General features: G+C 51.0%; 15 protein-coding genes. 9 read left to right on the forward strand and 6 right to left on the reverse strand.

Annotation, left to right across the window (positions count from 1 at the left end; all coding sequences use genetic code 11):
- Positions 1-19: 19 nt before the first annotated feature.
- Positions 20-448, reverse strand: coding sequence for a GNAT family N-acetyltransferase (locus ACEPST_RS05185; RefSeq protein ID WP_204120567.1), 429 nt, complete (start codon positions 446-448; stop codon positions 20-22).
- 468 nt (positions 449-916) lie between these two features.
- Between ACEPST_RS05185 and ACEPST_RS05190 the strand changes: the two genes are divergently transcribed.
- Complete coding sequence (locus tag ACEPST_RS05190) at positions 917-1,048, forward strand: hypothetical protein (protein WP_263972798.1); 132 nt, start codon at positions 917-919, stop codon at positions 1,046-1,048.
- 39 nt (positions 1,049-1,087) lie between these two features.
- Here the strand turns inward: ACEPST_RS05190 and ACEPST_RS05195 are convergent, their stop codons facing one another.
- On the reverse strand, positions 1,088-1,978 hold the full coding sequence (locus tag ACEPST_RS05195) for an EamA family transporter (protein WP_203638518.1): 891 nt from the start codon (positions 1,976-1,978) through the stop codon (positions 1,088-1,090).
- Positions 1,979-2,070: 92 nt separating this feature from the next.
- Here ACEPST_RS05195 and ACEPST_RS05200 point away from each other — a divergent pair, with 92 nt between their 5' ends.
- Positions 2,071-2,829 (forward strand): hypothetical protein, encoded by a 759-nt coding sequence (locus ACEPST_RS05200; protein ID WP_204120568.1) that lies wholly within the window; start codon positions 2,071-2,073, stop codon positions 2,827-2,829.
- Positions 2,830-2,891: 62 nt separating this feature from the next.
- Here ACEPST_RS05200 and ACEPST_RS05205 read toward each other — a convergent pair whose 3' ends face one another.
- On the reverse strand, positions 2,892-3,404 hold the full coding sequence (locus ACEPST_RS05205; RefSeq protein ID WP_204120569.1) for a hypothetical protein: 513 nt from the start codon (positions 3,402-3,404) through the stop codon (positions 2,892-2,894).
- 240 nt (positions 3,405-3,644) lie between these two features.
- Here ACEPST_RS05205 and ACEPST_RS05210 point away from each other — a divergent pair, with 240 nt between their 5' ends.
- Entirely contained in the window at positions 3,645-4,157 is a 513-nt protein-coding gene (locus tag ACEPST_RS05210; RefSeq protein WP_204120570.1) for a hypothetical protein, read from the forward strand.
- A gap of 15 nt (positions 4,158-4,172) precedes the next feature.
- On the forward strand, positions 4,173-4,595 hold the full coding sequence (locus tag ACEPST_RS05215) for a hypothetical protein (protein WP_395390557.1): 423 nt from the start codon (positions 4,173-4,175) through the stop codon (positions 4,593-4,595).
- A 74-nt stretch (positions 4,596-4,669) separates the two neighbouring features.
- Here the strand turns inward: ACEPST_RS05215 and ACEPST_RS05220 are convergent, their stop codons facing one another.
- The gene (locus ACEPST_RS05220) at positions 4,670-5,614 is read right to left on the reverse strand and encodes a sugar-binding transcriptional regulator (RefSeq protein ID WP_204120572.1); all 945 of its coding nucleotides are present in this window, start codon (positions 5,612-5,614) and stop codon (positions 4,670-4,672) included.
- A gap of 152 nt (positions 5,615-5,766) precedes the next feature.
- Between ACEPST_RS05220 and deoC the strand changes: the two genes are divergently transcribed.
- From deoC to yaaA, 4 genes are all read left to right on the forward strand, one after another.
- Positions 5,767-6,420 (forward strand): deoxyribose-phosphate aldolase, encoded by a 654-nt coding sequence (gene deoC / locus ACEPST_RS05225; protein WP_204120573.1) that lies wholly within the window; start codon positions 5,767-5,769, stop codon positions 6,418-6,420.
- Positions 6,421-6,800: 380 nt separating this feature from the next.
- Positions 6,801-8,021 (forward strand): RNA-guided endonuclease InsQ/TnpB family protein, encoded by a 1,221-nt coding sequence (locus ACEPST_RS05230; RefSeq protein ID WP_395390558.1) that lies wholly within the window; start codon positions 6,801-6,803, stop codon positions 8,019-8,021.
- A 614-nt stretch (positions 8,022-8,635) separates the two neighbouring features.
- Positions 8,636-8,836 (forward strand): hypothetical protein, encoded by a 201-nt coding sequence (locus ACEPST_RS05235; protein WP_395390559.1) that lies wholly within the window; start codon positions 8,636-8,638, stop codon positions 8,834-8,836.
- A gap of 630 nt (positions 8,837-9,466) precedes the next feature.
- Positions 9,467-10,213, forward strand: coding sequence for a peroxide stress protein YaaA (gene yaaA, locus ACEPST_RS05240; protein ID WP_204120575.1), 747 nt, complete (start codon positions 9,467-9,469; stop codon positions 10,211-10,213).
- 58 nt (positions 10,214-10,271) lie between these two features.
- Here yaaA and ACEPST_RS05245 read toward each other — a convergent pair whose 3' ends face one another.
- Together ACEPST_RS05245 and ACEPST_RS05250 are read right to left on the reverse strand one after the other, a co-directional pair.
- Positions 10,272-10,430 carry a hypothetical protein gene (locus ACEPST_RS05245; protein WP_204120576.1) on the reverse strand — a complete coding sequence of 53 codons (159 nt, stop codon included), beginning with the start codon at positions 10,428-10,430 and terminating at the stop codon, positions 10,272-10,274.
- Positions 10,431-10,534: 104 nt separating this feature from the next.
- A complete protein-coding gene (locus ACEPST_RS05250; protein ID WP_395390560.1) occupies positions 10,535-11,116 on the reverse strand; it encodes a TetR/AcrR family transcriptional regulator in 582 nt (193 codons plus the stop codon).
- Positions 11,117-11,274: 158 nt separating this feature from the next.
- Here ACEPST_RS05250 and ACEPST_RS05255 point away from each other — a divergent pair, with 158 nt between their 5' ends.
- Positions 11,275-14,040, forward strand: coding sequence for a YhgE/Pip domain-containing protein (locus ACEPST_RS05255; protein ID WP_204120578.1), 2,766 nt, complete (start codon positions 11,275-11,277; stop codon positions 14,038-14,040).
- Positions 14,041-14,047: the final 7 nt, after the last annotated feature.

The following is a 14,047-nucleotide window of genomic DNA, read 5'->3' on the forward strand; positions in this document are numbered from 1 at the left end:
GCTCTCACCTGAGGGCTTTTTATTTTGCCGTCAGCCGCTTCACGAAATAGGTCGTGGTGACCCCGGCAAACGGGAGATCTGCCAGTGTGCCGTAAATCTGGTACCCGCATTTTTCGTAAAAGCCGACCGCCTGATAGCTCCGAGTAGATAGCGTGATGTTGATGATATGCCGGTCACGTGCCACTTTCTCGGCGGCCTGGATCAGTTGCGTCCCCAGTCGCTGACCCCGGTAGTCCCGAGCTACCGCCAGCTTGGCAATGTCCAAATGGTCGTAACGCCGGCGCATCAGGATTCCCCCGACCAAACGCTCGCCGTCATAGGCCCCAATAGCGAGGACCTCCCCCACCTTGCCAGTATAATCAAAATGATTCTCGGCAAACTGCTGGGTGAAGATACCTTTGAGAAAGAGGTCTAGTTCCAGTGAATCGATTCGCTTGAGTGTGGCCATGGTAGTTCCTCCTTAATAGCTGATAGTGCCCTTATTTTAACGGATTAGTCTTAATATTACGATAATGACTATCCGGGTCAGCTGTCCGAGTTGTTGACCAATTTCCGGGTAAAACGATTTTTTCCCACTGAGCCGCCGTTCGTGCTACACTCACAGCAAGAAAACTAACAAGCCTTCCTAGCCACTCGAAAGGAGCCCGATTCCATGTTGATTAAACTCATCGCGTCCTTTGCCGCTTTATTTGTCACAGTTTCCCTCGTGACGTTGGGTAGTTGTGGCAATGTGACAACCGCTAAGAAATCAAAACCAAACGCCTAGCCATCCACACAATCAAAAAGCCTCACCCCAACTTATCATTGTCGTGGTGAGGCTTTTGCGTTTCTATGACTTTAACCAATCAAAAATAGCTTTTTACCGGATACCGGTCCCTTTTCGTGGTATACTCACTGCCAAAGAAGGGCGGCCCTCATGAAACGAATCCTTAAGATCATTCTTGCTATTTTGATTCTGGGCGCCACGGCTAGTGTGGTCCTGACCCATCGAACCACCACTACCGCGGTTAGTCCCAATGACTTGACTCAAAATGAAAAGGTCGTCTGAAAAAAATTCAGACGATCTTTTGTTTCACGTGAAACACTTTTAATTAATTTGACCCCGGCGCCGCATGCTCCAAACGTTTGGTAAAATTACCGCGCCAATGATGACCAGTACCCCTACGATTTGGGGCCAATCGACCGTCTCCCCCAACAGGATGAAGGCCACCGTGATGGATGATGGCAACTCCAGCGATGACAGGATTGGGCCAATGCCCAGCTCCAAATATGGCATGAAAATGGAGTAGGCCACCAGCGGAAAGACCATTGAGAACAGGGCAATCAACACGCCCCACAAAATGGTATTGCCGGTCACCTTGGCCGTCACAATCTGTGGTCCCCAGACGATGGAAATCAGAATGAACGCCCCAATACATAACAGCCAGGTCTTGCTCAAGGCATCCAAATTATTGCCCAGGCTCGCCGTGAACTGCATGGTGCAGGCATACGCACACGCCGCTAGGAAACTGAAGAATAACCCCAGTGGGGACAATGCCTGCGTAATTGGGAAGAGTCCCGCTGCCAGGACCGTGCCAATCAGAACCAGGACAATGCTCAGCACCTGGACCCGCGATGGCCATTGCCGATGGATCACCGCGCCCAGTAGAACGGACAACCAGACCGCCTGCATCAACATGACGGCCGCGGCCGCCACCGGAATTAATTTCAACGACTGGATATAGAACGTATTGGTAAAACCGGAAGCCGTGCCGGCCGCAATCACCAGCCCAATCTGTTTCCAATTGGTGTGCTGATACCGCAGCCACTGTCGCCGCGCAAAGTGAATCACGCCTAGAATGATAACGGCACTCAGAAACGACCAGAACAGGAGTGGCCCGTTGACCACGCCTTCACGCGCCGCAATTTTAAATAATGATGCTGGAATCCCAAAGCTCACCGCGCCTAACCCGACAAACAAGGGTGCTAATTTTTTCAAAAACTCACCTCATCTAAAAAATCTCACCTATCTATTATACATCACCGGCGCCATGCTATAATGGTGGCAGAATAAGTGAAGAGGCGAGCACGATGGGTAAGATAAAAACACTATTGATTATCTGGTTCACGGCCATTGCCGGAATCTGCGGGCTACTGAACGCCCAGGCGGCTCCGGTCGTGCGGGATCAGGCGAACCTGTTATCTCCTCAGCAGAAAACCGAGATTAGACGAATCAATCATCAGTGGGCCCAGACCCGTCACCAGCCGCAGCTTTGGGTCTATACTTACAGCCACCTCAGCACGCCCCTCGCCGGTTTTGACTACCAGGATCCCTTTAACACCGCGGGCAACGAGCTGGGCGACCGCGTTTTACATCGCTTAGCCCAACAACAATTAGCCGGAAAAACGACTGATGGCGACCACCAGATTGCCGTCATCCAACGGCAACAACGATTACAGCAACGAATTTCATTTATCTTGGTCTACCCGGACAATGGCTGGCATACGGTCATCTATCCCTCGGAGGACCTCTATCATAGTGTTTCCAACCTCAATAAGACCTTTCTGACCTGGCACCTGCCGAACAAGGTCGGCACCGCGGCCTCAACCATGGCCGTCTTCAACCGCTATCAGCCCTTCATCAGCAAACACATCGCCAAGGTCAAAACGGTTAAAACCGGTCCGACCTGGGATCGGGTCACGTTCATCTTGTTTCTCCCATTTCTTATGTGGGGTTTAATTAAACTCTTCCGGCAGCCCATCTACCTGGAAACCTCGCCGTACGATTGGTTTGGCGAAGATGCCGTTTGGCGTGCGTCTGACCCGACCTATCCGCATTGGTGGTATTAATGACAAATAGACAGTCACCTAAAATTCAGGTGGCTGTCTATTTAATTATTAATAATAAAATATTAGTTATTAATTTTTAAATTAGCATATCGTTTAGCCAGCCGCTTGCTCCGAAAGGCGACCCCATCCGTCTTCAACTGTGCCCCGCTTTGAATCTCGAGGAGGGGTAGCCACTTGCCACCAACGCGCTGCTGGATTTGCCGGAAGTACCCGCCATGCCCATCCCAGGTATTCCAGCCGGTCACCCGCGTCCAACGTCTGTGCTGGTACCGCACCGGGTAAGCAATGAGCCAGGTTGGATGAGCTCGGCGTTGTGCCGCGGACATCTTTAGCGGCAACTTTTTTGCGTGAATTCCGGCCTTAAAACCGTCATCATTGAGACTGTGCGCAGCTATCTGAATCCGCCGGTACCGGTGATACTTGTACCGGTACCAGGTCCCGCGCAACGCCTGTGGAAACGTCCGCAGCGTCTGTTGCGGCTTGGCTGCGCGGGCGTGTTCCATTGACGTGGCGACCTCCAGCCCAACCACTACGGAAAAAATAATTGCTAAGATGACTAACCACTTTGCCTTCATTTCACTTGACCTCCCCGAATGTCTGTTGGAACTTCTAGCAAATCTATTACAGCATAGTGCTGACGAAAATAACAGCGATATAGCCTACAAATTTACTTATATTCACACTTATAGATTCGCTATATATCAGATTATAAGTTTGCTCATTTCTAGTGCAATCGACATCCCACCACCGTGCAACCTCCCCTTGAAACGGCGCCTCACACTCGTATACTGGAGACACATGAAAGGGGATTCATCATGAAAAAGATTGTTTATTCAACCCTGGCCATCAGCGCCGTCCTCACGGGGTTAGTGGCGCTGACACCTAGCACCACCGCTAGTGCTAAGACGAAGCTCTACACCAATAGTAAGACCCTCCGGAATCATAAGTATTGGTATTCCTATCAGAACGCCTATACTGGCACCGGTAAATGGGGCTATCGACGTCTACATTTTTCCAAACATAGCGTTCATATTGCCACAAAAACTAAACGTAACGCTAAATGGAAACATGGTAAAATTGCTGCAAAGTATTACTACGTGCGTCACCACAATGGTTGGTACGAATTTGGCACTCGTGAAAGCGATGATGTTACCTACGTCAAGCCTAGTTGGCGCTACCTCAACGGCCATAAGCACTGGACTCTCGGAGAGTTTGACCCGTCAAACGATCACGGTGGTTACGGTCAAGCGCCTTATAACGTTTGGACCTACACGACTTATATGAATAACAAAGGCTGGCACTACACAATCAATCATCAGCCTAGCTAAAGGAGCCTCTTAAAAATGAAACTAACACATCTAGCAATCACCGGTCTTGCCCTCATCACCCTCGTTCCACTTGGCATCCCCACGACGGCCAACGCGAAAAGTACCACGCTGCCTCGAACCATCCGCAACCACACCTGGTATCGCCTAACTGACGGCAGCCAAGGCGGCTTCCACGACAAGACGACGTTCAAGGGGAACCACTTCACCATCAAGGTCAAGGGGACTAACCTGCGCTACCACTGGCATTTCAGTGGGTTAAAGAAGCACACCGCCACCACTTACTATGGTCGCCTGCACTATGCCAAGAAACATTCTGCACTCGTTAAAATTAAGATTTTTAGCAAGTCACATTTCGATATCGTTCAGAAACATACGCCCAATCTCGCCGGAAATTACACGGGAAATGAAAGTTATGGCGCCACAATTTTCAAACGTTAATCAATAACCGCCATACAAAAATGGGTCACAACCCGCAATCCAAGTTGTGACCCATTTTACTATCCAATTAACTGCTACAGCGCCAGCAAGGACTTCGCCACCGCCTGATCCACGATCAACACGTTGGCGTGACCCCCGACCAAGGCGGCGTGAATCGACTGTAGTTTGGCCTGACCGCCCGCAATCAAAATGGCGTAGCGCTTCTTGGCCAATTGATCGAGCGAAATGGCGACCGTCCGGGCATCCAAGTTCGGTGCTGCCAATGCCCCATCGGCCGTAATGTAATGGGAGAGCACGTCCCCCACGGATGCGGTGCGCAACTGCGTGATCTGGTCCGCATCGAGGTAACCCGACTGAAACAGCATCGCGGTTGGCCGCGTCGTGCCGACCGTATACAGCGCGATGTCCGCGTCGTTTCCCTTGGCAACGACCTGACTGATAAATTGATCTTGCATCGCCAGTTGCTTGACCTGCGCGTCGCCAAAGATGATTGGCAACGGTAGGAGGCTCGCCTGCGTGTGAAAGGCTCGATTAAATTTCTGCGTAATGTCCGCGGAATAATTGGTTTCGCTGGAGTTGGTCACGCTTCCCTTGAGCTGCACCAACTGCACGTCGCGGTTGTGGCTCGGGTGTAGGTGATTGGCCACGGCCTCCATGGTCCGCCCCCAGTTGATGCCAATGGTGACGCCATCCGTCACGATACGGTCTAAATAATCCGCCGTCACGGCACCGAGTTGTTCCAAGATTCCCTGTTCATCGTAGTTGGCCTGTTCGGCAATCACCACGTCTTTCAGGTGATACTTTTCCTGAAGCTGCTCGCGGATGACCGCGGTATTTTCAAACGGGTCCTGAATCTTAATGGTGACGATCTGATTCTCGCGGGCTAGCTGAAGGGACTTGGACACCGTTGGCCGCGACAGGTTCATCTTCTGGGCAATCTCCTGTTGGCTGAGATCATCCTGATAGTAGTACCGGCTGACCGCGATGAGCCGTTCGATTTGTTTCTTAGACAATGCCATGTGGGTGCCTCCTGATAGTTATTTTGACCGGACTAAATACGTGTCTCTATTTTACCACACTTTACATTTGTTAAAAATAGTATTTTACATTTGTAAGAAAACGTGTTAGATTAAGAAGGTAAATTAGACAAACACGAAAAGAGGACATTCACATGGAGAATTTAAATCGTACCATCGACCACACCTTACTGGCACCCGAAGCCACCCAAACCGACATTGACCGCATTGTTCGCGAGGCCAAGGAAAACAACTTCCGCTCCGTCATGATTAATCCCTACTGGGTCGCTTACGCTCACAAGCAATTGGCCGACACCGACGTCAATACGGACACAGTGATTGGGTTCCCTCTGGGCGCGAACACTACGGCTATCAAGGTTGCCGAAGTCTTACAGGCCGTTCAAGATGGCGTCGATGAAATTGACGTGGTCATGAACATTGGCGAATTCAAGAGTGGCCATTTAGACGCCGTTACCGCGGACCTCAAGGCCGTCATCGACGCCGCTCACGCCCACAATAAACTGGCCAAAGTGATCATCGAAACGGCCCTTCTGAGCGACGAAGAAATCATGCAGGCGTCTGAATTGGTTGCCAATGCCGGGGCCGAATTTGTAAAGACCTCAACCGGCTTCTCTACCCGTGGCGCAAGCGTTAAGGACGTTGTCTTAATGAAGAAAGCCGTGGGCGACCGCATCAAGGTAAAGGCCTCCGGTGGTGTGCACTCTAAAGAAGAAGCCGAAGCCATGATTGACGCCGGCGCTTCCCGGCTGGGGACCAGCTCCGGTTTGAAAGTTATCGGCAAGGCTTAACCCAGCAAATGTTCCACGTGAAACAGCGATTAAATTTTCGCTTGACTCACCCGCAACCACGTGCGATACTACTCGTGGTGCCAAACCACGGTGGGGGTACGCGATCGGTGCGCAAGCATTCCGAAGGTCGCCGCACCTCACCACAAGCAGTCTCGAGTAGAACGCGAGACTGTTTTTTTGCGCGACAAATTATTCAGAGATTGCTAACCGTAAAATGGTTGATTTTGCAACTAATCCACCCATTTTATTAAAAACCAAGCAGAAAACCTGCGATTTTAATCGCGGGATGAATGCCAGAACTTAATAATTTTCTCGAAACATATGTTCCCCTAGAAAGCTAAATATGGTATACTAAATCCAATCTACAGGGGAGGTATCCATTGGTTAAATTAGGGCGGACAATTAAGCTGAGACTCTATCCAGACACGAATCAAGCAGAACAATTTTTGGCAATGGCCCAGGAATATCAACGATTAGCTAATATTGTCAGTCAATGGATCTTTGACCATGAGTTTCCGTTAAGTTGGTTAAAAATCAATCACCATCTGTACAAAATATTTAGACAAGAATCACCACTCAATAGTCAGATGGTCCAGTCTGTATTTCGGACAGTGGTGGCTCGTTACAAGACAGTTCAGGAACAGATGAAACAGCATCCTTCCCACTACAAGGATGAGGAAAACAAATGGGTTCAAGTTCCTAGAGACTTGGCCTGGTTAGAAAAACCCGTCCAGTTTCGTCGACCGCAAGCAGATTTAGTTCGTCAGAGTAACTATTCTTTCGTAGATAGCATGCAGGAAATCTCGATAACCACTCTAGGTAAACGAACTAAGTTAAGATTTACCGACAAGGGCTTCGAAAAATACTTTACTGACGACTGGAAACTGGGTACTGCTAGGTTGGTCCATAACCGTGGTAAGTGGTTCTTGCATATTGGTATCACGAAGGAAACTAGTGATTTCAATCCCAAGGATAACCCGCAAATCGTGGGTATCGACCGTGGATTACGCTTTTTAGCAACCACTTTTGATAGTGAAGGAAAAACGCTATTCTTTGATGGCCAAAAAATCTTACGTAAGCGGAAGAAGTTCTTAGAGATCCGTCGGCAATTACAAAGTAAGGGTACCAAATCTGCCAAGAAAAAGTTGAAACGGCTAGCGCAACGAGAGAACCGCTGGATGACCGATGTGAATCATTGGTTAGCTAAGACACTCGTTACACGATATGGCTCACACACACTTTTTGTCCTGGAAGACTTAACCAACGTAACATTCAACACCGATGATCTGCCTAAGTCCTTACGAAACAGCCATCGTTCCTGGTCTTTCTTCCAGCTAGAATCATTCTTAACGTACAAGGCTCAGGCTATTCAGAGCACCGTTGTAAAAGTGAATCCAGCATTCACTTCACAGAGATGTCCGAAGTGTGGCCTAGTTGAGAAGACTAATCGTCATCACGAAACTCACGAGTATTGGTGTGCTCAATGCCAGTATCGTTGTAACGATGACAGATTAGGAGCTATGAATATTGCAATGCTTGGGCAAAGCTGGTTGAACAGTGTCAAGCGCCCAAAGATTAAGAAGCTAACAACTGCTGGGTAAACCTGGCAGTTAAACGGGTAGCCGTCAATTACCCGATGATGTTGCCACTACGAGTAGGAGTGCCTTAACGGGTATGTTGGACTACTGTGTCGTCAGACACGTGAGCGACAAGCCTCTGAATTCATTCAGGGGCGATTGACCGTCATTCAGTCAACAAAACTAGTTTCGCCGGTATTATTCATACGTAACAGCTTAGGTATTGGATGTTTCTTGAGCTACTGACAATCCCGTGTTTAATAACCAATGAGACAATTTAATTGTGCTGTACGATCAGGCGGTCACCTTGTGGATATTGAATTTTCAACAAAATTCCACGTTCGCCTTTGTGAATGCAAAGGCGCTGACCAATGACAACAGCAGACCTGCGTCAACAGTCTCGAATAGTCTGGGGACGGCTTGGAATAAGCAGTAACGTAACAATCTTCAAACGTTTTTAATGAACTAATCATAGTCAATTTTAATTAAAACAAAATCAAGCTGAGCAAGTCAGCTAGTGCAAATATACCATGGCCAATTGACAACACAGTAAACTTGAATGTCGATACCTAAGCTTTTCCCGTTCGATTAATATCAATGTTGGTGACGAAAATAAAATCGTTAAGAAAAATGATTATGTGCATAGAAAGTTAACCTTGGGTGTGTATTCCTATGCACTTTTTTGGGGAAATTTTGCTAAACTGCGTAATGTTCCCAAAATTCCAATTCCTAAGATTAACCAATTTGAAATAGTTGATTGTATGGCTTCACCTTTAAATACAGGCCAAATTATTAATATAATAAGTCCAAGATTTAGCCAAAACGCCCACGTTTTATAAAAAAATTATTAAAAGTCAATTTCATTTTTTCATCTCCTTCAAGTGTTAAATCTGTAATCTACAATTTGATTATAATGTTATTTGTAATTGCGTATGTTCAATTAGCAACTCAAAAGTTAAGTCAACATGAAATCTGAAAACATTTAACTCAATTAGCGCTAATGAAAAGTGAGCAAATGTGGACTGCTTTTTTTGAAATTAAGTCTAAAATCAAGGCGCAAGCGCCTAGGGCCAGACATGCTCCATGAAAAGATAATGTTTGCACTTACTAAGGCAACACTTCCCAATCAACAGGCTATAAAACAGTTAAATTCATGACTCAAATTGACCGACAACGCGGCAATCAAGACCACGTGTGATAACCAAAATAACGACAACATCGCCCTATTTTCAGCGATTTTTCTAAGCTATTACAAACACGGATGCCGATACCCTACTCGCCCGTTACAACGAACAGGATGAATGCTTCTACACCGACCACTTCACCAGCAATGAAAAAAAATTAGTCCAAGACTTTATCGCTCACGCAAAGCGTAATGCTGAATATGACGTCAGATAGGTGATTCACTGCGGTATACTTACTATCAGTAATCAATCACTGGCTAATCCCGTTTTGAAAGAAGGTTCCCCATGAAAATCATCATCGCGCCCGCCAAGAAGATGGTCGTCGACCCCGATACCTTTGGCATTGACGCGCTCCCCCAGTACCTGGCACAAACCCAAGAGATTTTGGACCAGCTCCGGCAACTCGACTACCCCACGGCCAAGGCCCTGTGGCACTGTAGCGACAAGCTGGCGCGTCCCAACTATCAGTGGCTTCAGGAACTCGACCTAAAGCGCCAGCTGACCCCCGCTCTCTTGGCCTTCTCGGGCATTCAATACCAATACATGGCGCCAGACCTCTTCACCGCACCGGCATTGGCCTACGTCCGCGATAACCTGCGCATCCTCTCAGGTTTCTACGGCATTCTACGCCCATTTGACGGCGTCGTGCCCTACCGGTTGGAAATGCAATCGAAGCTTCAAGTTGCGGGCGCCCACACCCTGTACGATTTCTGGGGCGACCACCTGTATCACGCGCTGGTTACTGGTCCAGAGCCCATTATCAACCTGGCCTCGCAGGAATACGCCAAGACCATCACGCCCTACCTGCAGCACCCGGAACAACTCATCACCGTGGTCTTTGGGAGCTTGGTCAACGGCAAATTAGTGACCAAGGCGACCCTCGCCAAGATGGCCCGCGGCGAAATGGTCCGGTACCTGGCAGAACACAACGCCCAGACCGCGACCGACGTCACCGCCTTTGACCACCCTGACTGGGCCTTTGCGCCGGACCGGTCGACCGCGACGTCCTTAGTTTTCATCTATCAAAAATAAAAAAATTGAGGTCGTGGACAACTTGCCCACGGCCTCTTTCATTTGCCAAAATATTGGTTCAACGACTACCCACTAAGTACCCCTTAACGCTTTCGCCGATGATCTGGGCCACCTGTTCCCGCGCTAAATAAATTCCAACGATGCCTAAGATAACAACGCCAACAGCTAATCCGAAGTGCCAAGCCCTTGCGTGGGCTGTCATAAACTTGGAAGTCATACGCTCATCCCCCTTGATTGCTGCCAGTATACTGCGGCAATCGGCGACCGGCTGGCGACAGAGCTGCGATAGTAAAGTGGTTTCCCCAAACCTGACCATTCCGCCTACTTGCTCCCGGTCAACGCCAAGAACCCCTGCATCCCCTTTAGGTTCAGCGTCACCATTCGCTGGCGAAACTCCGCCTTCGAGATGCCTAATTGCTTGGTGATGTACAGGCGAAAGAGGGTCAGCGTGCTATCGATCAAGAAATTCACGCCTAATTTGGCATCGGTCGCACTCAGCTGATAATCCTGTTGAAAATCGGCCGCCAACCCCGCCGCCACTCGGTGCTTGACCCGCCGCGACAGGAAACTATAGTCGTCCGATGTCAGAATAAACGTGTAAAATGTCGGCGCCTCATCGAAGTAGGCACTCAGCCGATCGAACCAAACACCCGGGTGTTGGAAGGGATCATGGTTGGCGGGCTCCCGCAAGAGCAATCCCAACAACTGGTCGGAAATTTCTGCGGTGAAGCTATCCGCTAAATCATCAATCGAGTCAAAGTGTAGGTAAAAAGTCTTGCGGTTAATATTGGCCTCCGCCGTCAGCTGTTGGACCGTAATTTCACGAAACCGATACTGCTGCGCCAGCTTTCTGAAGGCCGCCCGCAGCGCTTGATTAGTTCTCACAACTCGCCTATCCGTCATCGAATCCCTCCCGTTAGACCCCAGTTGTGGCGAAAGTGCGGCTTAATCCACAGAGTGGTCCCATCTGTTGTGGACGACTCCCGGCCGACTCGGTATCCTTTAGCCACATGTGAGGCATATCCTTGCCCACAGGATACCACAGATTGGGGGCGTCGCCGATGATTCACGCAGAATGGCGATATTTATTTAAGCACAAATTACTATTGGTAGTATTGGTGGTTATCATGTTGATTCCATCCATCTACGCCGTAACTTTCTTGAAATCGATGTGGGACCCGTACGGCAAGCTTGCCGACCTCCCCGTGGCCGTGGTCAATCAGGACCAACCGGTCAGCTATCAGGGGAAGCGTTTGACGGCCGGCCACGACCTGACCCAGAATCTGAAGACATCCGACGCCATGAAATTTATGCCAGTTGCCAGTGAGACCACCGCGCAACACGGTCTGACCACCGGGAAGTACTACATGATTGTGACGATTCCTCACAATTTTTCCCACAACGCGACCACGCTAATGGCTAAGTCACCTCAGCAGATGGTGCTCCACTACCAAACCAGTGCCGGCCACAATTTTACGGCTTCTAAGATGACGGCCTCAGCTGCGCAATCCGCCGCGCAGGCCGTGGGCGCTCAAGTGACGCGGACCTACGCCCGAACGCTATTTACCGACATCCAACGCCTGGGTCACGGCCTGACCACCGCTGGCACGGGAAGCCGCAAGCTTGCAACGGGTAGTCAAAAATTGACCGCCGCTGATCGCCAGATTGCCCAGGGGCTCAATACCCTCGCCGCTAGTTCCGTCAAGCTAACCAACGGCGAGCACACCCTGACCAGCAAACTCAGTCAGTACGTCACGGGCGTCAAGCAGGCCCAGGCCGGCAGCCAACAGCTCACGACTGGCCTCGACCAGCTGCTAAGCCAGTCCCATCGCCTGATTACCGCCAGCCAGCAACTGGCCAGCGGCAGTCAACAACTCAATAGCGGCGTAACTGCCTACACCACGGGCGCGAACCACATCAATACTGCGGCAGAACAGTTAGCCAGCGGTAGTCACACCGTTCAGTCCGGCACCAGCCAATACGTGAACGGCGTCACAACCGTTAATACCGGCGCCCAAAACCTCAGCCGGCACCTAACGACGCTGAACGGCAGTACCCAGCAACTCAGTAGTAGCATCGATCAACTGGCGAGCGGTAGCCAGACCCTCGGCACCAATTTTGCCAAACTGACCACGGGTAGTGCCGCCCTGACGGCTGGTCTCAAACAGGTCCAAGCCGGCCTCAGTAGCTCGCAAAGCCAGCAGACCGCGCTAAAAACTGCCGTTAACAAATTAGCCAGCAGTGCTCAGAGCACCACCACCGTCAAAGCCGATGCAACCGCCCTCCAGACGGCGCTCACGGCCCTTGCCAGCGCCGATGACAACATGGCTTTGCAACACAAGGTGGCAACGGCGGCCGACGCGCAAAATTTAACCGCCACCCAGAAGGCTGCCATGGTCAAAGCCGTCAGCGATACCAGCGACAACACCGACCTCACCGACGTTCAAACAGCTGCTAAACAGCTCGGCAGTGACCTCGACAGTCTCGGGTCCCAAGCCAGCACTCTCGGCGACCTGCAAACGGGTTTAACTGCAGCCGCTAGCGCGCAAGCTAAGCTCGGCAATAGCCTCACCACCTTGACGACCAATGCACAAACGCTGACTAGCGGTCTCCAACAAGCGAACCAGGCACTGACCACGCTCAACACGGGCCTGCAAACGCTACACGCCAGCACGCCGACCCTGACCGACGGCGTCACGCAACTCACCAATGGTGCCGCACAACTCGCCAATGGGACGGCACAACTCACGACTCAGGGTGACCAACTGACCAGTGGTACCCATCAGCTCACCAACGGGAGCACACAACTGGCGACCGGGACGCACCAGCTAACTGCCAAGAACGCTAGCCTGACCACGGGCGCCACGACTCTCGCTGACGGACTCGCCAGCCTGAACAGTCAGACGCCACAACTCACGCAGGGCGTCACCCAACTTGCCAACGGGGCCACGACCCTGACGACCGGGCTCACCACCCTGGCGACTAATGGTCCGCAACTGACCGCTGGCCTGCAGACCGCCACCGCGGGCACCGCTCAGGTCTCGACCGGCGCGAACAAGTTGGCCTCGGGAGCCACTCGGGCGGCCAGCGGTGCAGCGAAAGTTCGGGCCGGTACCACCAAGCTCGCCACCTCGCTGAATCAGGCTGGTCAACAAGCTACGGTGCATCCGTCTCAGTTGACCTACCGCCAATTTGCCCAGCCGACCACGACCACGCACACCGATCACGACGATGCGCCCGACAACGGCACGGGCATGGCCCCCTACATGATGTCCGTTTCCCTCTTCGTGGGCGCGCTGGCGTTTAACCTGATGTTTGATATGTACACGCCCCGGAAGTATCCGCGGAGTGGCTGGCGTTGGTGGCTGGGTAAGGCCTCCATCATGAGTGCCTTCGTGCTCGGCGAAGCGCTCTTCATGACTGGCCTACTTGCAGTCATTGACGGCCTGAATCCGATTCATCCGTGGGCAACCCTGCTGATGCTCTTGGTCACCGGGGCGGCCTTCATGAGCATCGTCTACTGGCTAAATCTGACCCTCGGCAAGCCCGGCGCCTTCTTCAGTATGGTCCTGTTGGTGCTCCAGCTCGGTGGGTCGGCCGGGACCTACCCGCTACAGATGACCAACGGCTTCTTCCAGGCCATCCACCCGTACCTGCCGATGAGCTACTCGGTCGCGGGACTGCGAGAAACGCTAATGATTGGCAACTCGGCGATTCCCGACATGTTGGTCTTACTGGTCATTGCCTTGGCCTTTTCGGCGATGGGCATTCTGTTCTACGCACGGCGACACGGACGACTCAACGAGATGGATATTTCTGAAATTTAGCAAAAAT

Origin of the sequence: Levilactobacillus sp. FUA 3915 (assembly GCF_044053135.1) — a bacterium.
In the GTDB taxonomy this organism is placed as follows: Bacteria; Bacillota; Bacilli; order Lactobacillales; family Lactobacillaceae; genus Levilactobacillus; species Levilactobacillus lanxiensis.

Bases quoted from the DNA above. Each gene is read 5' to 3' on its own strand.
- ACEPST_RS05185 (WP_204120567.1), bottom strand. From the start codon at position 448: ATGGCCACACTCAAGCGAATCGATTCACTGGAACTAGACCTCTTTCTC.
- ACEPST_RS05190 (WP_263972798.1), top strand. From the start codon at position 917: ATGAAACGAATCCTTAAGATCATTCTTGCTATTTTGATTCTGGGCGCC.
- ACEPST_RS05200 (WP_204120568.1), top strand. From the start codon at position 2,071: ATGGGTAAGATAAAAACACTATTGATTATCTGGTTCACGGCCATTGCC.
- ACEPST_RS05205 (WP_204120569.1), bottom strand. From the start codon at position 3,404: ATGAAGGCAAAGTGGTTAGTCATCTTAGCAATTATTTTTTCCGTAGTG.
- ACEPST_RS05210 (WP_204120570.1), top strand. From the start codon at position 3,645: ATGAAAAAGATTGTTTATTCAACCCTGGCCATCAGCGCCGTCCTCACG.
- ACEPST_RS05215 (WP_395390557.1), top strand. From the start codon at position 4,173: ATGAAACTAACACATCTAGCAATCACCGGTCTTGCCCTCATCACCCTC.
- ACEPST_RS05220 (WP_204120572.1), bottom strand. From the start codon at position 5,614: ATGGCATTGTCTAAGAAACAAATCGAACGGCTCATCGCGGTCAGCCGG.
- deoC (WP_204120573.1), top strand. From the start codon at position 5,767: ATGGAGAATTTAAATCGTACCATCGACCACACCTTACTGGCACCCGAA.
- yaaA (WP_204120575.1), top strand. From the start codon at position 9,467: ATGAAAATCATCATCGCGCCCGCCAAGAAGATGGTCGTCGACCCCGAT.
- ACEPST_RS05245 (WP_204120576.1), bottom strand. From the start codon at position 10,430: ATGACTTCCAAGTTTATGACAGCCCACGCAAGGGCTTGGCACTTCGGA.
- ACEPST_RS05250 (WP_395390560.1), bottom strand. From the start codon at position 11,116: ATGACGGATAGGCGAGTTGTGAGAACTAATCAAGCGCTGCGGGCGGCC.
- ACEPST_RS05255 (WP_204120578.1), top strand. From the start codon at position 11,275: ATGATTCACGCAGAATGGCGATATTTATTTAAGCACAAATTACTATTG.